The organism is Limnohabitans sp. Hippo3 (assembly GCF_003063665.1).
GTDB lineage: Bacteria > Pseudomonadota > Gammaproteobacteria > Burkholderiales > Burkholderiaceae_C > Limnohabitans_A.
In genome coordinates this window covers 98,216-119,616 of the sequence record NZ_NESF01000001.1, presented here as the reverse complement: position 1 = coordinate 119,616, position 21,401 = coordinate 98,216, and the positions used below count along the sequence as shown (strand labels likewise).

The window sequence follows — 21,401 nt, the reverse complement described above, 5'->3', positions numbered from 1 at the left end:
GTTAATTCAATTAATTCAACAAATTTTAATTAAAGATGCAAATCCTATGGATACCCGCCTGCGCGGGCATGACTGGTGAATTTGGATAACCGCGTACGCGCTTATGACTCAGGAAACAAAAAAGCCCGGACTGGCCGGGCTAGCAGGGTTGGGGCAAGCGCTGTCAGAACAAGTAAGACAGGGCCGCCGACAAGCGCCAGGGGTTGCGGGGGGATTCGGTCACTTGTTCAGGGGCTTCTGCCAATTTGTAGCCGCCAATGCCCTTGGCCAAGGTCAGGTTGTAGTACCAGCGGCCCACATTGCCGGACCACTGTGCGCCCAAGGCCTGCAGGCTGTAGCTGGTGTTGAACGCACCTTCCACATGCACCTTGTTGGGCCGGATCACGCCCGCGTCGTAAAACACACCCACCAGCTGATTGCCGGACAGGCGGCGGTTCAGCTCCAGGGAGCCGCTGACGCCTTGGTCGCCCACACCGTCGGCAGCGGTGTAGGCACGCACGCCATACACACCACCCAAAGACATGCGGTTGTAACCATCGAGCGTGCGGCTGGCGGCCTGGGCCTGCAAGCGGCCCACCCACTGCCAATCGCCTTCGCGGTTCAGGTTGCGCTGAACGCGGGCCGACACGTTGATCTTGCCGTAGCCCCCGGTTTCGACGTTGGCCGCCTCCGATCCACCCAAGCGGGTATATTCGCCAGCGGTCAGCGTCACGGCCAACTTGGACGGTTCGCGGGCCACACGTTCGTTGTCCATCGACCAAATCAGGCGCAGCTGGCTGTCTTCGACTCGGCTTGTCTCTGAGTTGTCCAGTGCCAGGCGGCCAATGGTTTGTCGCCCGCCCAACTCGGTGACCGTCTTGAAGACATAACTCTTGTGGCTACCCCACATCTGCGTCAGGCCCAGGCCCATCTCTTGCGACACAGACTTGGTGGCCGTATCGCCCCCTAAAATCGTGTGGCTGTCTGAGCGGCTGCCAAAAACCTTCATGCGCCCCGCATACGCCTCGACCGGCGCCTCGTATTCGGCGCGGCCGTAGCGCACGCCTTCAGACAACTGCGTGGTCAGGTTCAACAGCGAATTGGGCGTGAAGCCGCCCACCGAGACCGAACCCATCAGCTGCGGGCGGCCATAGGCTTTGAGTCCATAGTTGTTGACCTGCATCACCCCATTGCTCACCTGGCCGGGGGTGGCGGGCAAAGGCGACACATTGACCACCAAGTCCACCAAGCTCGGGCCTGCCGAGCGGATGGCCACTTCCAGGCTCACAGGCAAATCAAAGCTGGCCGATTCCAGGCGCTGGTCCAGACCGTTCGGGTCTACAAAACTGCCAGGGGCAAAGTCCTTGGCAAAACGGGTGGTGATCAAAGTCTCATAGCGCTTAGCCAGATCTTCGTCGGGCACATAGATGCGGACCGACTTGATCTTGGGTGCCACCAAAGTCACCACCAGCACCTCGCCGTCGGCGGGGTTTTCTGCGGGCTCAGCCTCGGTTTGGGCAAAGGCGTACAGGCCACTTTCTTTGGCCTCGTCATTGGCCCAGATCTTGAACTTGGCCAAGTCTTCGGCCGACACTGGCTTGCCAATGGCGTCTTGCCAATAAAGTTTGAAGGCTGGGGCCAAAGTGTCAAATCCGCGCACTTCCACCCGGGCCAGCTTGGCCAGGGGCTTCAAGTCTGCATCGTCGCTTTGCTCAGTGGCGGTAGGCTTGTCGGCAGGCTTGGCGGGGACCTGCAGGGTCTCAATGTTGCGAAGCAGCGTGCCGGGGTTGACGCCCGGTGCCTGGCTTTGCTGCGCCCACACCGGCAGCGCCCCAAGGGTCAACAGGGTCAACAAGCTGATGTCACGGATCACAAACTTCTTCATTTTTCTTCCTTGGTGGCAGCCACGCTCTTGGGCGCAAAGCAGATCTCGATGCTCGGGATCACGCTGGCTTGGCACTCACAATTTTCTGGAGTCAAGTCAGAGCATACCTCTTGCGTTTGACTCAATGGCTGATCATCCAACACACCGGTCGCAGCACCTGAGCTACCTGAGCCCGTCACGGTGCTCACACGACTAGTCGTGTTGTTATTCACAGGCAACGGCGACGGGTTCACGATCGGGTTCACACTCGACACGATATTGCCACGCAGCCGACTGTCAGGGTTAGGCGTAGCCGCATTCAAAATGTAATTCGATGCAAGGCCGTTGGTCCCGTTTTGCAAAGTGTAGCTGGCGGTCACCACCTTGGCAGTGCCCACATTGGGATCACTGAAATTGGCCACAGCCAAAACGCCCAAAGATTCACCCGCGACCAAGTTATTGAGCGCCCCCGGGGTCACGGTCGCTGTCGTGGTGCCATCAATCGTCTTGGTGGCCACGGTTCCCACATCGATGGTCAGCGCTCGTTGCGCGATCACTGCACTGGTTGTAGTCTGGTCTGTGATGAGGTAATTATCTCTGTCTGCGCCACCATAAGTGCTATTGAGCGCGACCGTTTTAGCCGCCACGACACCCGCAACCAATTTCACATTTTTATCATCGGCTGTGTTGGTGTCGTTGCGGAAAGTGCCGCTCACGTTCAAGGTAACCACATCCGCGCCAACCAGGCCAACTTTAGTCACCCCCGCTGTATTGACGGCAGCAACCGCGTCTCCGTTATAGACCTTGTCGTTGGCCGTGATCCCACCAATCACCAAGGACTTTTGATCCACTTTGTAACTGCCTTTGACATCGGCGAAGGTGTAGTTATCGCTGTCCGCTCCGCTTAGTCCGCTAACCGTTTGCACGTCAACGTGTGTGCCCGCCTTAAGGTTGCCGCTGTTGCTGGTCAGTCCGGTCGTCGTGAAGATTACGTCGTTGGCGTGCACCGCGTCGCCTGTCACTATGTTGGTCAAGTTCACCGCACCAGCAACCAGGGCCTCACCGTAGGTGGTGTTGCCTTGGACAATGCTGCCGCTCAGGGCACGTTTGCCAACTTCAACCTGCGCTTGTCCAGCCGACACCGTTGCCGTGTATTTGCCAGCCGTCAATGCACCGTAGTTGTGGGTCACGGCCCTCAAATGGTCTGAGGCGCTGCGAGTTGCGCCGCTCAACGCACCCGACAGGTCATCAATCAACGCTGCTTTGGAAATCTTGAAATTCGCGCTGCCTGTCACTTGGGTGATGGTGCCTGTGTTGGCTGTCTTCAGTGCGCTCTTCATCTCAGCGAGCAAGCCCGCCTGATCGGACGTACTACTGGTGGTATTGGCATCGCCATAGGTCTTCAAGACTTTGCCAGAAATCGACGAGGCGTCGAGCACGACTTTTTCGCGGAACATGACCTGAGCACTGGCCCCTGCGCTGATACTGGTGCCTGCAGCGTACTTCACATTAGAGTCGGCGTTTTGTGCACTGCCCATGTCGCCCGACAAACGCAGTTCGGAAAAGCTGACATCCAGGTTAGTCAAAGCATCTGTAGCTGATGCACTGCCTGAGAAAATATAAGTTTTCCCAGTGCTCGTTTGCGTAATTGCGTTGCCTGCAACCGTCTTGACCTGACCGCCGGAGCCGTCACCTGCATCAATGGCACTACCTGCAGCAACAACCACAGCGCCTGTGCCTGCGTTTGTGATTTTGGGTGCGATGACATTACCTTGGCCTGATGTGCTGACCTCCACCCCACCATTTCCATTTTGAACAATCGAAAGTGTGGTGCCGTCGATGCTGCCTATATCACTGGTACTCGGTGTGCTGCTGGCGGCTTTGATTTGGATGGCACCACTGCCGTTACTGGTGATGGTATTGCTGAGAGTACCCAAGCCCCAAACCGGATTACCCGTACCGACCGTTACATGTCCGCTGGCTGCATTGAGAACAATGTCACCCCCAGAACTGGTCAGTGAAGCACCATTTAGGCTCAAAGCATTTTTCGTTGGGTCTGTCGCGGTGGCTGTGATGCTGATGCCACCCGCAGATCCGTTGACGACCGCCAAGTTGGCATCCATGCCCATCGCATTGCCTTGGGCCGATATACCCACCAAGGTCATGCCCGTGCCCGATTCGTAGCGCCCTCCATAACTGTACAGACCATTGCCTGCGTTGCTGCTGATGCCGGTCAGGTTGAGTTTTTCGCTTGCAATGAAACGCCCGCCAGCACCGTAGTACCCCAGAACAGAGCCAGTGCTGGCCGTAGCGTTAGCCACCATGGTGATATTGCGACCATTGACAGTGCCAGAGGACCTCACGCCAGCGCGGCCTGCGGTGGTGCTGGCGGTGGTGCCAGCGATGTTGACATCGCCACTGATATTGAAGATGCCACTTAGGTCGACTCCGTTGTGCGTATTTGCTACACCATTACCTGCCACGATGGTGCCGTCAGCCGCGATACTCCCGCCGTAAGAGGTGCCGAGAGCCAGGTTGGAGCTCACACTGTTGTCGGTGAACAAGCTGTTTCGGCCTGCACCCGTGTTGTCAATGACCACGGCGCCAGCAGTGATGGTGGACGCTGAGCTTTGGTTGATTTGTCCCCCGTTGGCCAAGAGCTGGAGCTTGCTGGAGCCGACGTTGACGTTGCTGGTCAGGACGATGCTAGGGCCTATGGAGCTGCCTGCAGCCTGCCCAGTGACGGTGGTGTTGCCCCAGCCACTGACTGCACCGGTGATGGCCACCCCCCGCGCATTGGCGGCAATGGCCGAGGGCAAGGACGATGTGCCCGTGATGTTCAGAGCGCCACCATTGCCCGTCAAAGTTGATGAGACAGTGACTCCGCTGAGAATGGTGCTAGAAGCAGTGCTGAGCGAACCACGACCGACGTAGGCACCGGTGATGTTCAACTCGCTGTTATCTGTAACAGTCACAGCCTTTTGAACCAAAACGCCGTGGGTGCTGTACCCATCTGCTACGCCGTCAGGCGAGGACGTACCCGACAGGGTCAAGGTGCCACCGCTGTGGTTGACGGCTGCGTTGAGATTCAAACCGGTGGTGCTGCCGCTGCTGCCCTGCAGCTCAATATTGCCGGTGCTGTTGACAGTGCCTTGGGCCAGGATGCCTGTAGAAACCTGCGCACTGTTGAACACCGCCGCTCCTGTGGCATCACCCTGGAGTTTGATGCGCGAGCCGTTGGTCGCGTTCAGGGTCACAGTACTGGTTGCGCTATCGCCGAGCACCAAGGCTGAAGAAGCCACTACCGAGGGCATGACGCCTTGAACCAAGCTGTCACCGCTGCGAGTGGTCAGGCTGGTGCCCGAGCGGATGTACATGCCACCACCACCGGCTGCACCGTTGGTGTGACGTCCGACCACGTTCATGGTGTTGGCGCTCAGGGGGCCTGAGAGCATCACGCCCCATTGGTTGTTGGCGTTCGTCACACCCAGGATGTTGATATTGCCAGAGGCGCTCAGGCTGCGGCCGTCGGCCAAGTTGACGCCCCCCACGGCCGACTCCGATCGGCCTGTGCCTGCGGTGATGGCGCCGGTGTTGGCGTCCACCGTGCCGCCGGTGTTGTCGATGGTGATGTTGCGGCCCACGATCGCCGTGGCGCTGGAAGCGCTGGGTAGCTGGTTGTTGAAGGTGATGCCGCCCTGGTTGGCCTGGATCAGCACATCGCCAGTGGCGTTGCCGTTGGCATCGATGGAGCGCAGGCTCACGTTGCCGTTCAAGCCACCATTCGTGGTCGTGGCACTTGAGAAGAAACTGATAGCGTTGACGTTGGCGTTGTTGGTCTCAGCTTGAACCGTGATGTTGCCCACCGCCCGCGCTTGAAGACCAGCGCCGATGTAGATGGCTTGTGAGGGGTTGCTGGTCGATGCTCGGTTATTGCCGCGCAGGGTGATGGTGCCACCTGCGTTCATGGTGATGGACTGCGAGCCCCAGCCGCTCTCACGAATATCAATGGCAGCGCCGCTGCCCGCGCCTTGCAGCGTGCCGGTGATGGCGATGTTGCGGCTGGCGGTGAAGGTGGATGCACTGGGGTAGCGTTGGATCAGCACGCCGTTGCTGACTTGGCCACTTTGGTTCTCGGCCGTACCGCTGATGGTGATGTCGCGAGCTGTCAAGCTGGCGCCATTGTGAATTTGAACGCCTTTGCCCACGGCGTTGGTGGCGTTGGCGTTGGCATTGCTGCTGGCGCTGGCGTAGGACGTGCCGGTGAGGGTGATGTCGCCGCCATTGGCGTTGAGCGCCACGCCGTTGATGAGTAGGCCGCGGCTCAAGGCGCGCTCGGTTGTGGTCATCGACCCCACCGCAGTGCCATTGGTCAGGCCGTTGGCGGTGAGGTTGATGTCCAAGGTGCCGGTGCCAACGCCCGAGGCGGTGATGGCGGCGTTGACGGTCAAGCCGTTGTCTGCGGTGATGGTCAGACTGGCGTTGCCGCCGCTGGTTTTGCTGATGGCCGAGGACACCAAGATGTTGCCCTCGCCTGTGGGATTGGTGGCGGTGTAAGGGACGCTGCCTGCAGAGGTGTTGACGCCGTTGGTGGTATGGATGACCACGTTGGCCCCAGCATTGAGTGCGCTGGAGACGTTTGCGGCCGAGACCTTAGAGTAGCCTGCCGTTGCCGTAGCCGCGTTAGTGATGTCTATGTTGTCCGGGTCGAGCAACCAAGTACCTGCTAGCACCTGCGTGTTGTCGACAGTGAGTTCGTGGCCCGAGGTCTCCACAAACCCGCCCTTGGACTCCAACATAGCCCCACTCACATCCCCCACTGCCGCCAACATATTAGTGTCTTTGTCGCGGCCAATGTAAATGTCGCCACCGGCTGTGCCGTTGGTACTGTTGGCCTTGATGCTGCCGCTCACCCGAATCTGCCCGCCATCGGCCAGCAAGTGCACGTTACCACCCTTGTCGCCCGTGGTGTCGATGCTGCCGCTTTGCAGGATTTGCGCCGCCGCCCGGTTCAGGGCCAGGGCTTGCATGTAGACCTGGCCGCCTTCGGTGACGATGCTGCCGGTGTTGCTCAGGCTGGCGTTGATGGCGGCTGGGGTCAGCTCCAATTTGATGCGGCCTGTACCGCTCACGGGCACTTTGATGGTTTCGCCTGCGCCCATGACCACGCTGCCGCCTTGGGTGTGGATGCTGCCTTCGTTGCTGACGGTGGCGCCCAGCAGGGCCACGTAGCCGCCCGGCGCTGCGGTGATGCTGCCTTGGTTGACGATGCCAGCGGTGCTGCCGTTGCGCTCGTACACCATGTTGCCGGCCATGAAGTTGGCGTCAGTGATGTTGAGGGTGGATGCGGTAAAGCCGCCTGCGTTGACGCTGCCATCTTTGCCAAACAGCACGCCGTTGGGGTTGACCAAAATGACGTGGCCGTTGGCCTGCAACTTGCCAAAAATCTGGCTGGGGCTTTGGCCCACCACGCGGTTGAGCAAGACAGCTTGCGCGTTGGGCTGGGCCACGTTCACTTTGGCGGCTGCGCCGATGTCAAAGCTTTGCCAGTTGATGGCGGCGCGCTGGGTGCTTTGTGTGATGTTGAGCTGGTTGGCGCTTTGGGCCATGCTGGCCGCGCCCTGCACCACGTTGCCGCCTGTGGGCAGCGCGTTGGTGGCCGGGGCCGCCCAGGCCAGGCTGACGAATGCAAAGCTGGCGGTCAGGGCGGCGATGTAGCCGATCGTGGACGATGCCCCCGATGCAGCCCCGCCGCCGGAGCCTGCACCGTTGGCCTTGCCTTGGCTGGTGGCGTGTTCGCCAACGGCCACCAGTGCGCCCAGGCGTTTGGAAAATACGGTTTTGTAACTGCGTGCGTTCATCTGAAACCCCAATCGGATGCTACAAAAGACCACAAAAGTCTTTGAATAGGGTGATTATCAGAATTTGCGTCAGTTTTTATTCTTAAGTGAACATAAATGTTGGTTTAAATTTATTAAAAAATCAAAAATCGTGGGTCAACAGTTTTGGTGTTGTTGGTCTGCAGGCATTCGCTTGCAGGGGCAAGCTCCTACAGGGGGGTCAGTTGTAGGTCGGGACCTTCAGATCCGACATTCAAGGTCTTGGCACAACCGCATGTCAGGGCTAAAGCCGCTGACCTACAAATCAGGCGCATTGAGCCTTCGCTCTGTGAGGGCACAGCGTTGCTCGATCAAGGTCACGATTTGGGTCACGACTGCATGGGCTGCAAAGCCATGTGCATGGCTGGACTGCAGTTCACGGGCTGCAAGGGGCATCGCCTTGGCCATGGCCAGAATCCGCTTTTTGGCCTGCGCTTTACCGAGCCCCACAGCATCAGCAAATTGCGCCCAGTGCCGCGGCTGAATTTCGCTGAACTTGTACTTGCTGCCGATCTTCATGGCCATCTTGGGCGTGAGCGTCGGGTAGACCGCTGTAGACAGCACGTCGTAAAACGGCGCCAAAACCGCAGACTTGTCCGCATAGAGCAAAGAAAAATTCTTGGCGTGCGCGTCGTGGTTGCCGATCAGGGCGTTGAAGATCACATAGTCCAGCAAGCGCAGCACCTGGGGGGCGCTGGGGCGGGTGACACGCCTGACCAAGTCGAAGCATTGCGCCAGATCCGGGCCGCCTTCGTTCTGGTATTTCATTTCAGGCACAACGCTAAGTGCTTGGCAAAAGTCCTCTTGGTGAAGCCGCTGCCGCTGGCCTTGGGCATGGCTCACCCGGTCGTATCGCTCGACCAATAAAAACTGTCGCCCTCGCACAGAAAGCACCTGAGATTTGGCGGGTTGGAGCTGCATGGCATCGGCCAGCGCCAGGCAAAAGCCTTCGTTGTTGACGGTGTCCTCCAGTGTGCGAATGGCGGGCTTCAAAATGTGCGAACTGGGGGTGCCGTTTTTGGGTAACCCCATTCGGACACCATCGAACACCACGGGCAGTTTGTCCTGAGCCCCCGCCAATGAGAGCCGCAAGCCGTCTTGGCCAGCGAGCATCGGGCGCTGTGGCAATTCATCCAGGAGGGCCACGATGTCGTCTTCGGTGAGCCACTGAACGTCGTCCGCTTGTTCAGCACCGGGCATGGGCTGCCCTGGCTCCAGCAAGGTGACGGCTCCGGCGCACTCACCACCAATGTGATCGAGCAGCGCAAAGTCGTTTTGTGTCGACACCTGAAATCGCTGTGCAATCAGCCGCCTGAGTTGGCCTTCTGGCAACAAACCCGCAAAGAAGGGGCGCGAGTGGTGATCGTCGAATGGTGCGTCTTGCAGAGGCAAAGAGCTGGACAAGCTCACAGCGTTTGGGCGCGATAGCCATTCGGAAAGGTAGCGAAAATGCAATCGCCCATCCACCAGGCTCAGGGTGCCCACGCGATCAGCAAAGAGCCAGACTTCCAGTTCACGCGCCATGGTGATCGCCCTCAGCTTGAGGCTCATGGGCAGAAGATGCCAAGCCAGTCAATTGGAGCGCTCCACCCAAGGCATCGATCACGCGCAGCACGCTTTCGAGTCGCACTGTGGGTTTGCCCGACTCCAGGTCGACGATGAAGCGCACCCCCACGCCAGCCGCCAAAGCCAGCTGGGGCTGCGTCAAGCCCAGCCGCTTGCGGGCCGAGCGGAGTGCGTCACCGAGTTGTGCTGTAGTTTGGATGTGGCTCATTGAAATTATTTCCCGTTCGGGAAATTATCGACGGGTATGGTGCAGAGTGCAATCGTTATTTACCGTTCGGGAAATTTTTTGTGCATTCAAGCTGTTGGGGTTTGCGGGGGCGAGCTACCACAGGGGGGCAAGTAGGTCGGTACCTTCAGGTCCGACATTCAAGGTCTTGGTACAACGGTGTGTCAGGGCTGAAGCCGCTGACATGCAAGATTGACGTTGGTTTGCAGGGATTCGCTTGCAGGGCAAGCTCCTACAGGGGCATTGCAGGCTCCCGCGGAGTGTCAGGTTTGCCAGAAGGGCTTGGCCATGGGCAGTTGAACGCGCACTTCGGCGGTGGCGCCGGGTTCGGGGGGCAGGTGCAGGTGGATGTGGCCTTGGTGTTTGCGCACCACGGTTTTGACAAAGCCCAAGCCCAAGCCAAAGCCTTGTGAGGACATGTGACGGGGGTGGTTGGCGTCGTCGGGGGCGCCCACGGTGTTGCGCATGACGATGTGCACCATTTGGCCGACGGGCGGCGTCTGGCCTGACTGCGGGTCTCCGACGGAGGTCTCGGGGTCATGGCTGAGGGTGATGTGGATGTCGGAGCCCTGCTGCCCGTAGCGCACCGCATTGACCAACAAATTGACCAGCATGCGGGTGAGCAGCCGCTGGTCGGCCATGACGAATTGGGGCTCGTCGTCAAAGTCTTGCAGCAGACGCATCTGGCGGCTCAGGGCCAGGTCTTTGACTTGGTAAATGGCTTCGTCCACCACGCTGTCGATCAGGGTTTCGACCAGCTGGTATTCCTGAGCCTGGGCTTTGATGGAGAAAATGAAGTCGTCCATCATGTTGAGCAGGGTGTCGGCGTGGCGGTAGATGTTGGCCGCCGTTTGCGGGTTGACGCTGCTGCCCTGCTCTGCCCCGCTTTTGCGACTGAGGGAGATGATGGACGCAATCGGCGTGCGCATGTCATGCGAGAGCAGTTGCAGGGTTTGCTCACGTTGTGCCTGAAACTGGCGCATTTGGGTGATGTCGGTCAGCGCGAAAATCCACAGGCTGTTGTCTTCGTTTTGCGGCAGCAGCGCCACACGGAAGATGTAGTGGCGGATGGTGCCGTTGGTGTCCACACCACTGACGTAATGGTCCTGGCCCGTGAGTTGGCTCAGGTCCTGGGTTTTGTGCAGGCCCAGATAAAACATGAGCGGCAGCAAGGGCTGGCCGGTTTGCAGCAGCCCTGCAGGAATGCCATCTCGCATGCGGGGGCTCACCAGCACGATGCGTTGCTCTGCGTCCGCCACCAGAACGGCGGTGGGTATTTCGCTCACCACACGGTTCAAAAACTCCAACCTTTCGCTAGAAGCGCCAATGGCCTTGTCGAGCAGGCGCGAGTATTGCAGCACCGTGTCGCTGGCAAAGTGGCGCAGCTTGAGGCCACCTTGGATCAGGTTTTTGCGCGAACGCTGGACTTTTTCGAGCTTGGCCGCCCGGTCGCCCATGAAGCGCACAATCATCTCGGTGCGCCGCCAGGCCCAGGCGGGCTTGACCAGCGCGATGGCCAGGATGCACAGGCCCGGGTCAAACCACACATCGGCCGCCAGCAGCAGCACAAAGCTGACGACCAGCGCCGACACGACCGTGATGCCGGTGATCACCAGTTCGGCCAACGGACTGAGCACCATGAGGGCGATCAGCACCGACAACAAGGCCCACAAGCTGAGCGCCAGCTGCGCCCACTGCGGCACAGGACTGATGAGGCTGCCACGCAGGATGTCGTTGAGCAGGTTGGCGTGCAGCACCACACCGGGGGTACCGGTGCCCTCGCGACCCGAATAGATGGTGGGAAAGTGGTCGCCCAAGCTGGGGGCGATCGAGCCGATCAGGATGTATTTGTCTTTGAGGAGTTCGATAGGAAAGTCGTCGGACAGGGCATCGGCCAGCGAGACGATGGGGAAGCCGATTTCAGGGTCCACCAGGTTGAAGCGGCGGTAGCCACCGTGCGACTGGTAGCGCTGCGCGGGCATGCCCGACACGGCCAGCGACAAATGAGGCAAAGCGCCCTCTTGCAAATAGGCCCCACGCGAGAAACCATCGCTTTCGAAAGTGACGTTGATGTGCGCCAGGCCTTTCGCAGCATCGACCAGCACGGCCTGCGGTTTGTGGATGGCCACTGAGGCCAGACCGCTGCGCCGGGGCTGCTCCACCGACAGGTAGCTGTTGTGCCGACGCATTTGTGCGGCCAGCGCTTCATCGTAGGGGCTGGGGTCGGGGAAGAGGATGTCAAAGCCAATGGCTTTGGGTTCGTTACCGGTATCGGCCAGTTTTTGCAGCAGGTCGGCATAAACCAAGCGCTTGAGCGGCCAGCCACCCAACTCTTCCAGGCTGGCATCGTCGACGCCGATGATGACGATGTCGTTGGCCGGCAGCGGGGCACGCCAGCGGTGAAACTGGTCGTAAATGATGTGCCCAGGGGACTTGCCCCATTGCATGACGGTGAACAGACTGAGGGTACTGAGCGCCAACACGGCCACCAGCAGCCATTCCAGATAGAAGCGTTGCTCGTCGCGGTTGAGGGATTTTTGGCGGAGTTGTCCCCACAGATGGGCCAAAACCGCCAAAGGAGACCGCATCAGTCCTCGCCGGGAATGGCCACCAGCTCAAATTGGCCGCTCATACCGGCTTTCATGGTGGCGGAGATTTCGTGCTCGATGCGCCAGCGGTAAACGCCCGAGGGCAGGCCGCGAAACACCAGCACGTTGTTGTCGACCGCCTGCACCAGGCCGTTGAGCAGCTCAAACACCTGGCCTTGGGCGTCGATTTTCTGGAACTGCAGGTGGGGTTTGATCAGGCCGCTCACGTTAAAGGGTACATTGCAGCGCCACTGCTCCAGGCGTTTGTAACCCTTGCAAACCCCATAGTCGGTGGCTTGCCCCATGAGGCCTGTCCTGGAGATCGAGGCCCACTGGTAAAACACGGGCTTGCTGCCCAGTGCTGGAGCCATCACCTGAGCCTGCGTGGCTTGTTCTTGCATCATGAGGGCACTGAAATTGGCGTCATCGGCGGTCACCAACATGAAGCGCTCGGCTTGCGGCACCGCGTCGAACTTGAGCAACCAATCTTTGCCGCCGGGCTGCGCCTCAAAACTGGCGTAACGTGGCGGGGCCAAAAGTGTCTCCACATCGAGCGATTGCCCATTGGCCATGACGGCGACGCCCTGACCAGTGCCCGCGCGTTTTTCGGTTTTTTCAGCCTGTCCGCGTGCGCCCACAGCGCCGACCTTGACCTCCACCTGGCTGCTGCGCTGCTTGGCATCGAAGCCCACCCGAAACTCCGTACCACGCACACCCGCCACTGAAGTGGGCGTGAGCACCTGGAAGGGGGCGTCGGTGCTGAGCCGCTTGCGGGGGACGTCGATTTCGAGACGACCGTCGAGCAGCTCGATCTTGACCTCGGGCGAAGCTTCAAACGCATTGCGGCGCAAGGTTTTAAGTTGAATCACCGCGCCCGACATGAGGCGCACGGTGGATTCGTCCTCGAGCGTCAGGGCAAATTGGCACCCTGCTGGAATGCGCACCACAGCACCCTCCCCCAACACCGAACCGGTTTGGATGGGCACGGCGTTTTGGCCGTCGATCTGGACCACGGTTTTGCAGTTCAGACGGGTCACGGTGGCGCTGGAGGGCGTGTACCTGAGCAGGCTGCGTGGAATTCTGATCTTTTGCCCCACCGGAATGCGGTGGATGTTGGCCAAGCGGTTGGCTTGCACCACTTGCTTGAGGGCGTCGGAGCCTTGCATGTGACGCTCAACGAGGCCCGTGAGGGTGTCACCGGCTTGCATTTGGTAGATCAGGTGATCGGTGTCGGGTGCGGCTTGCGCCAGGGCAGCGACCGGCACCAGCCAGGCCAACACCCATACAGCGCGTTTTACCAGCGATGAAAGCCGCGGCGGTGTCATGCAGCATCCCCTTCGGTGGGGGCCATTTTCATGAGGCGGTAGCCAAAACCGTGCACCACGACCAAGCGCACTTTGGCAGCATTGGCACCGATGTTGAGCTTGCGGCGAATCCAGGAAATGTGGACATCGAGCGTGCGCGAGAGCGCGTCCTCTTCGCGGCCCCAGATTTCTTTCATGATGCGATTGCGGGCAATCGGACGGTCAGGGTTTTCGAACATCAGGCGACTGAGTTCGTATTCTTTTTCGGTCAGCACAATCGGCTCACCATCCACCCGAACAATGCGCTCGACGTGGTCGAACACATACCCGGGCAACAACTCACCGCCCTGAGGGTTGGCCGCAGGCGGGGCCATGCGGCGCTGCAAGGCCGCCAGGCGGGCCATGAACTCGTGGGTGCGCACGGGTTTACTGCAGTAATCGTCAGCGCCTGAATTCAGGGCTTGAACGATTTGCTCTTCAGCGTTGTTGCTGGTCAAAAAGACCACAGGGGTAGACAACTTGAGCGCTTGGCGCACATGCTGCAGAACCTCCAGCCCATTGGGGCCGGGCACATGCCAGTCGAGCACAAACAGGTCAAAGGTGTCCTTAAGCAGGCCTCGCATGATTTGGTGCCCATCCGAATAATGCTCAACCGTGTGCCCAGCAGCGCTCAGGAGCGCCTGAATTTCCTGGGCCAACGTGGTTTCATCTTCAAGCAAAGCGATGTGCATAGGATTTTTTTAAAAACAAGCGGAGATTCTAATTAATCAAACCACCAAGAGCTTGGCAGTGGGTCCGTCGGCCAGCACTTGGCCGTGTTCCAGCACCACCAGGCGCTGGGTGATGGCCAGCAAGGCGGCGCTGTGGGTAACGACGACGAGGGTCACGTCGGTCAGGGTGGCCAAGCGCTCGACGATGGTTTTTTCGGTTTCGGTGTCCAGCCCGGTGGTGGGTTCGTCCAGCAGCAACAGGCGCGGTCGGGTGGCCAGCGTGCGGGCCAGGGCCACTTTTTGACGCTGCCCACCCGAGAGGTTGGCACCGTACTCCTCGACCGGCAAATCCAGCCGCAGGGCGCCCGAAGCAAGGTCAACGTCCAGGGCCGACATGTAGACGGCGTGGGCCAGTGCGTCCATGCGTTCTTGGGGTGTGGCGTCATCGGGCAGGTTGAGCAAGATATTGGATTCGAGCGTGCCCGCCAACAGCGGCGCTTCTTGCGGCTTGAAGCCCAGCCAAGTCACACGGTCGTGCGCGACGATGCTGTGCAGCTTGGCGTGGTCCACCCGCACCTCGCCTTGCATGGGCTGGATGGCTCCGGCCAGGATGCGCAGCAAGGTGGACTTGCCCGAGCCCGGACGGCCCAACAGGCCCACACGTTCACCGGGCTGAATATTCAGGTTGAGCTCGCGCAGCGCGGTTTGGTCGTTGGCATAGCGGTGCACCAACTGGTGCGTGGCGATATGGCCGCGCACCGTGCCTGCGGGGCGGCGCAGGGTATCAAGGACGGTGCTGCTGTCGGCCGGGAGGCTGGGGGCGGCGCTGTTGGCGCTGACCCCAGGCAGTGCATCGCACTGCCCCGGCGCGGCTTGCAAATAAGGAGCCAGCTGATTCATGGACTGGCGCAACTCGGTCCAGCGGCCCAAAGCCAGCAAGACCTGGCCCACTGTGCCCAGCGTGCGCCCGCTGAGCATGGACACGGCAATGAGCGCACCGACCGTGATGTGTTGGCCATAAATCAGGTACGCGCCCACCACCAGCAAGCTGACATAGCTGAGCAAAGACACCGCCATTTGCCAGTGCATTTGCAACACCACCGACAAGCGCAGCTTGCGCGATGCGCGGGCCAGTTGCAGCGACGTTGCCCCAAAGCGCTGCTGCATGCGGCTACCGGCATGGCTGGTACGCAGGGTGTCCAGCGACGACAGGGTGTCCGTCAGCAGGGCCAGTTTGGTGGCCTGCTCGGTGTTTACGTCGCGGGTTTGCGCAAGCGTGCGGTCCTTGAGCCACTGGCCCACCAGCACATACAAACCCACCCAGACCAACACCACCATCAGCAGTGGCCAGGCAATCAGGCCAATGACCAACAACACCAGCACCAAAAACGGCACATCGGCCATGGCCAGCAGGTATTGCGACGAAAAGAAATCGCGTGCCGAAGCGAGGTCTCGATAAAGCGTGAGGAACCGCGCCGCCATGCCCGGCTGCGCCCCGCTGCGGGCCGAAGGCTGCAGCAAAGCAGCAAACAGGCGCTGGTCGATCAAGTGGTCCACCGCAATGGCCACGCGCTCGATGTCGCGCACACGCAAGGTGCGCAAACACAGCTCAATGGCCAAATACAAGACCACGCCAATGGCCAAAGCCCAAAGCGTCTCGAACACACCGTTGTGCACCACCTTGTCGTACACCAACATGCCAAACAAGGAAGGCACAAACACGCCCAGGTTGATGAAGAAACTGGACAAAGTGAGCCAACCCAAACGGCCCCGCAACACAAAGCCCAGCCAGGACTTGAGGCTGGAGAGGTCGGGGGGGCTGTGTGTAGCGTTCAGAGCTTTATGCATAGTTGATGATGGCCAGCTGTTCCAAAGAACTTCCAGCACTACCAAAAATAGTCATCGTCTTGGTGTTGGTGTTGTTGAAAATCTGTTGGTTGGAATCCACCACAAAATCGATGACGTCACCCGTACCCAGTTTGATGCTCAAGGTGGGTGTCCCCGTTGCGTTATCCACCAACGATTGAATGGAACTCAAGTTGAGCTTGAGCGTGTTGTTGGTTTGTGCCGTGAGATCCAAGGCTTCAATGCTCGTGAATTTGGCGTTGTCAATGCCTCTGAGATCGATGGTGGCCCCTGAAGAAGCCAATATTTTCAGGGTGTCTGTGCCTGCTCCACCATCGAATGTGCCAGTGCTCAAACCAGTGGCATTGATCACGAGAGTGTCATTGCCATCGCCACCTTTCAAAATATTGTTATTCCCGTTGCCGGTAATAACGTTGTTGAGGCTGTTGCCAGTACCCTCGGTCGCGCCCCCAACCAAGGTCAGATTTTCGAGGTTGGCTCCCAGGGTGTAGTTGATGCTGCTGATCACGGTGTCTGTGCCTTCGCCAGCATTTTCTGTGATGGTGACACCGGTGTTGTTGATGATGTAAGTATCGTCTCCGGTACCTCCAATCAGGGTGTCTGCACCGCCACCGCCATCAAGGGTATCATTGCCAGCACCTCCCTCCAAACGGTTGATACCTGAATCGCCTGTGAGCGTGTCATTGTGGTTGCTGCCAATCAGGTTCTCGATGCTGATGAGCACATCACCTTGCGCATGACCACCGGAACCCAGACCTGTTGCCAGGTTGATCGTGACCGCCGCCGTGGATGTGGTGTATGACGTGGTGTCATTACCGCTGCCTCCATCCAGAGTGTCCGCACCAGCGCCACCGATCAGGGTGTCATTTCCATCGCCACCAAACAGTTGGTTGTTACCGCTGCTGCCAATGATTAGGTTGTCCAGAGAGTTGCCGGTGCCGTTGATGTTGCCTGCGCCTGTGAGGGTTAGGTTCTCCACGTTAGCGGTCAACGCATAGTTGATGGAGGCTTCCACCGTGTCGGTGCCTTCGTTGGCGTTCTCTTCGACCACGTCGCCTGCGTTGTCCACCACGTAGGTGTCGTTGCCCAGGCCACCACGCATGGTGTCCGCACCCAGACCACCATCCAGGCGGTTGTTCCCACTGTTGCCAATGATCAGGTTGTCCAGAGCATTGCCGGAGCCATTGATGTTGCCTGCGCCTGTGAGGGTTAGGTTCTCCACGTTAGCGGTCAACGCATAGTTGATGGAGGCTTCCACCGTGTCGGTGCCTTCGTTGGCGTTCTCTTCGACCACGTCGCCTGCGTTGTCCACCACGTAGGTGTCGTTGCCCAGGCCACCACGCATGGTGTCGGCGCCCTGGCCGCCATCCAGGCGGTTGTTCCCACTGTTGCCAATGATTAGGTTGTCCAGAGCATTGCCGGAGCCATTGATGTTGCCTGCGCCTGTGAGGGTTAGGTTCTCCACGTTAGCGGTCAACGCATAGCTGATGGAGGCTTCCACCGTGTCGGTGCCTTCGTTGGCGTTCTCTTCGACCACGTCGCCTGCGTTGTCCACCACGTAGGTGTCGTTGCCCAGGCCACCACGCATGGTGTCGGCGCCCTGGCCGCCATCCAGGCGGTTGTTCCCACTGTTGCCAATGATTAGGTTGTCCAGAGCATTGCCGGAGCCATTGATGTTGCCTGCGCCTGTGAGGGTTAGGTTCTCCACGTTAGCGGTCAACGCATAGCTGATGGAGGCTTCCACCGTGTCGGTGCCTTCGTTGGCGTTCTCTTCGACCACGTCGCCTGCGTTGTCCACCACGTAGGTGTCGTTGCCCAGGCCACCACGCATGGTGTCGGCGCCCTGGCCGCCATCCAGGCGGTTGTTCCCACTGTTGCCAATGATCAGGTTGTCCAGAGCGTTGCCGGTGCCGTTGATGTTCCCTGCGCCGGTCAGGGTCAGGTTCTCCACGTTGGCGGTCAACGCATAGTTGATGGAGGCTTCGACCGCGTCGGTGCCTTCGCCTGCGTTCTCTTCGACCACGTCGCCCGCATTGTCTACCACGTAGGTGTCGTTACCCAGACCACCGCGCATGGTGTCGGCGCCCTGGGCACCGTCGATGCGGTTGTTGCCGCTGTTGCCGATGATCAGGTTGTTGAGGTCGTTGCCAGTGCCGTTGATGTTGCCTGTGCCGGTCAGGGTCAGGTTTTCGACGTTGGGGGTTAATGCATAGCTGATGGAGGCTTCGACCGTGTCGGTGCCTTCGCCCGCATTCTCTTCGACCACGTCGCCTGCGTTGTCCACCACGTAGGTATCGTTTCCGGCGCCCCCAGCCAAGAAGTCAGAACCAGAACCCCCATCCAAAGTGTCATTGCCGCTTCCAGCTACAACATTGTTGTCGCTGTTATCGCCCAAAATTTTGTAGCTATAACCATACGCCGACAGGAAAATCTTGGTGTTGCTGTTGGCATCCAGCTGAACGGTGTCTTCGATCGTTTTGAGTTCACCGTAGGTGAATGTGAGGGGTGCGCGGCCTTGTTCCAATTCTGCACCCTTGTCGTCCAGGTATTTCACGCCCAGCTGAAAATCAGCCTTAGTAATCGAGTCGTCCAAATCGGCCACTTTCCACTGAATGGCCAAACTCAGATCCTTGAGGCTCTCGGCGGCAATCGTGATGCTGGAACCAGAGAACGTTTGACCTGCGATACGAAAACCATCAGGCAAAACTGTGCCTTGGGGCAATTCAAACCGGATGCTGCTTGCATTCAAAACACCGGGCATCACCAGCGTGTTGTGGGCTAACCCATTGGGCTCAAGCGCAACCGGAGTAGAACCTGAAATTCGCACTTGCAAAGGATCGCTAGGCAGCATCTCACGCAACGATGCCTGACTGAAGGGTTTGAGGACTTCTTTACCCTGCTGCTCCGACTGAATTTTGTCGACGACACGTACATTGGAGATGATGTTGTCAGGGGCACCATACAAGCCCCTGAGGGTGCTGGTGATTTTGATGTTGGAAACGTTGCCGCTGTCCGTGTTGTTGCTGGTGAACTTCTCCACCTCCGGCTGCGGCGGCGAGCCTGGCGAAGGCGATGCAAACTTGTTTTCGCTTTGGGGCGTGATTTTCTGAACGCCTGTGCCGGTGCCTGGCCCGGCGGTAATGGGTTTGCTGTCGTCGGCGGTGTTGGACAGGGTGGCAGTGCTCAGGGTTTGCAGCACTTTTTCAAGCTGTTTGCTGGTTTCTGTCAGCTGGCTCATGGTGTCTTGCAACTCTTTGCCCAGTCCGAAGCCGTCACCGGTCACCAGTTCTGCCACGGCGGGGCTGGCATCGCCGGATTTCAGGCGGAAGCTGCCGCCTTCTACCGGCTTGAGCACGCCCAGTTTTTTAATCTGATCGGCAGCAGTGATGCTGTCGCCGTTTTGAAAAACGATCTTGCTGTCAGGGGCGGTGGCGGCTTGCAGTGCGCCCTGCTGCAAGATGATTTTTTCGCCCGTGGTGGTGGTGAGCACCAGGTCCAGGTCCACCGATTCGACCGATTGGATGGCTTGCGAGCTGACCGGGATTTTGAATTGCGGCGAAGCACCATCGGCCGACACCGCGCTGATCAAGCGAGGTTCGGCCCCCGGTTGGCTCGGGGCGGTGTTGTTGGCGGCGGCAGGTGGGGTCGACTGGGTGTTTGGCATGGTCAATCGGCTTCGGTGGGGTTGACAAAAAACATTCAAGCGCTCTGAGGCTTGGCTTGGGTGCTCAGGCTGCTGAGCAGCGTGACGATTTGCTCGTTGCGAAATTGCGCCTCTTGCAGCATGGCGTCCATGCGGGCGAGCATGGCCTGGCTCGATTCGCGTTCGGCTTGCTGGCCTTGGGTGTTGATTTGCAGGAGCTTGGTCACGTCCTGGTGCACCTGGCCTTGGCGTTGTTGCTCCAGCTGCAGCTGTTCGCTCCAGCGCACGGCATGGCTGGTGTATTCGGTCAGCACGCGCTGGGTACCCGAGAGGTGGTCCACCATTTTTTGCAGGCCGGCTTCTTGCACCTGAACCCATTGGTTCCATTGGTTGTTGCGGTTTTGGCGCTCCAGCAGGGCTTGACCCGTGAGGGTTTCTTCCTTGTTGCGCAGCATGTTTTGCTGTTGCTCCAGGTAGGTTTGCCACAGGGTGTTTTGTGCCTGCATTTGCGAGGCCGATTCGGCGTGCTGGGCTTGCAGCAGTTTTTCGAACGTCTGGTTTTGTTGCTGCAGGATGCTTTGCTGCAGCTCGGCTTGTCGGGCCCACAGGTCTTGTTGGGCTTGGGCGTGCGCGGCTTGCTGCTGGTTTTGCATGGCCAGAGCGCGGTCCATGGTCTGGATGTGTTCACCCAGGTGACGGGCCAGCTGGGTGTGGGCGTCGGCCATTTGGGCCTGCCGCTCGACCACCTCGTTTTGGCTGCTTTGCATTTGCGAGACAAGCGCGAGCAAGCGGTCTTGCTGTTCGGCTTGCTGGCTGATTTGCACGATTAGGCTGCCGGTGCCGTGGTTGTTGGTTTCCAGCCGCGCCATCAGCGTGCCCATGCCGCGCATCATTTCGCGCACTCGGCGCTCGGAGTGGTCAAGCGCCACGGCCAAGCCACGCAACAAGGGCGAATGTTCGGCCAACTCACCCAGGGCTTGGGCGACAGGGTTGAGGTCAAGGCCGCTGGCATCGGTTTCTTGCGCCAGGTCGAGCATGAGCGAGGTGTCGGAGTGCACAAAGGACACCAGATCGCTGGAGGCGCTGCGCACGCCCACCGACAGCACGCCCATGATGAGCGAGCCCAGCACGCCAAAGAGCGACGCACTGAAGGCCACGCCCATGGCTTGCATAGGGGCCGTGAGGCGCGCCACCAGCTCGCTGATGGCGGCCACCGGGTCTACCATGCCAGCGCCCAAGTTGAAGGAGCCGATGAGTTTGCCGATCTCGGCCAGAGCGCCCAAGAGGCCAATGAAGGTGCCCAAGAGTCCCATGCCGACCATGAGGCCGCCCATGAACTGGGACATCATCAGTCGGCGGGTCTGGCGGGCCGTGAAGCGTTCCATTTCCGACTCGATGGCAGAATGCTGTACAGGTGTGAGCGGTTTGCCGCGCAGGCCCTGGATGAGCTGCATCAAAGGGACAACATCGTGTTTTTTGCTGATGTCGGACAAGGTGGCGTCCAGCTCTTCGTCGGGAACGCCGCTGTCCACCATCAGGCGATATTGACGAAACAGGCTGCCTTCCTGGTTGATGCGGCGCACGTGCGCCATCATCTGGTAACAGCCTACGGCCACCAGCAAGAAGATGATGTAGTTGATCTGCGGGTGCGGATTGCCCTCGACGGTGCTGATGATGGCGTCCCAGAACACCAAGGTGCCCAAAAACACCAGCGCAACCGGAACGCCCATGTACCAGTAATAGAGTTGGAGTCGTTTCATTTCTTGTCCTCGATAA

At 59.4% G+C, this 21,401-nt stretch carries 10 protein-coding genes; all 10 read right to left on the bottom strand.

The genetic code is table 11. The features are described 5' to 3' along the window. Positions 1-163: 163 nt before the first annotated feature. Entirely contained in the window at positions 164-1,864 is a 1,701-nt protein-coding gene (locus B9Z34_RS00580; protein ID WP_108426158.1) for a ShlB/FhaC/HecB family hemolysin secretion/activation protein, read from the bottom strand. Next, positions 1,861-7,704 carry a filamentous hemagglutinin N-terminal domain-containing protein gene (locus B9Z34_RS00575; RefSeq protein WP_108426157.1) on the bottom strand — a complete coding sequence of 1,948 codons (5,844 nt, stop codon included), beginning with the start codon at positions 7,702-7,704 and terminating at the stop codon, positions 1,861-1,863. The genes B9Z34_RS00580 and B9Z34_RS00575 overlap by 4 nt, the downstream gene beginning before the upstream one ends. 276 nt (positions 7,705-7,980) lie before the next feature. Further along, positions 7,981-9,273 (bottom strand): type II toxin-antitoxin system HipA family toxin, encoded by a 1,293-nt coding sequence (locus tag B9Z34_RS00570; RefSeq protein WP_233249360.1) that lies wholly within the window; start codon positions 9,271-9,273, stop codon positions 7,981-7,983. Next, positions 9,236-9,496 (bottom strand): helix-turn-helix transcriptional regulator, encoded by a 261-nt coding sequence (locus B9Z34_RS00565; RefSeq protein WP_108426155.1) that lies wholly within the window; start codon positions 9,494-9,496, stop codon positions 9,236-9,238. Before B9Z34_RS00565 ends, B9Z34_RS00570 begins: the two co-directional genes overlap by 38 nt. 281 nt (positions 9,497-9,777) lie before the next feature. Continuing rightward, a complete protein-coding gene (locus B9Z34_RS00560; RefSeq protein WP_108426154.1) occupies positions 9,778-12,102 on the bottom strand; it encodes a CHASE2 domain-containing protein in 2,325 nt (774 codons plus the stop codon). Continuing rightward, positions 12,102-13,427, bottom strand: a complete 1,326-nt coding sequence (locus tag B9Z34_RS00555; RefSeq protein ID WP_108426153.1) for a FecR domain-containing protein — start codon at positions 13,425-13,427, stop codon at positions 12,102-12,104. The genes B9Z34_RS00560 and B9Z34_RS00555 overlap by 1 nt, the downstream gene beginning before the upstream one ends. Further along, complete coding sequence (locus tag B9Z34_RS00550; RefSeq protein WP_108426152.1) at positions 13,424-14,137, bottom strand: response regulator transcription factor; 714 nt, start codon at positions 14,135-14,137, stop codon at positions 13,424-13,426. The genes B9Z34_RS00555 and B9Z34_RS00550 overlap by 4 nt, the downstream gene beginning before the upstream one ends. A gap of 36 nt (positions 14,138-14,173) precedes the next feature. Beyond that, positions 14,174-15,964 carry a peptidase domain-containing ABC transporter gene (locus B9Z34_RS00545; RefSeq protein ID WP_108426151.1) on the bottom strand — a complete coding sequence of 597 codons (1,791 nt, stop codon included), beginning with the start codon at positions 15,962-15,964 and terminating at the stop codon, positions 14,174-14,176. Next, positions 15,957-19,646 carry a calcium-binding protein gene (locus tag B9Z34_RS00540; RefSeq protein WP_199220035.1) on the bottom strand — a complete coding sequence of 1,230 codons (3,690 nt, stop codon included), beginning with the start codon at positions 19,644-19,646 and terminating at the stop codon, positions 15,957-15,959. Before B9Z34_RS00540 ends, B9Z34_RS00545 begins: the two co-directional genes overlap by 8 nt. Before the next feature lie 35 nt (positions 19,647-19,681). Then, positions 19,682-21,385: a hypothetical protein gene (locus B9Z34_RS00535; protein ID WP_108426150.1), complete on the bottom strand. Its 1,704-nt coding sequence runs from the start codon at positions 21,383-21,385 to the stop codon at positions 19,682-19,684. Positions 21,386-21,401 lie beyond the last annotated feature (16 nt).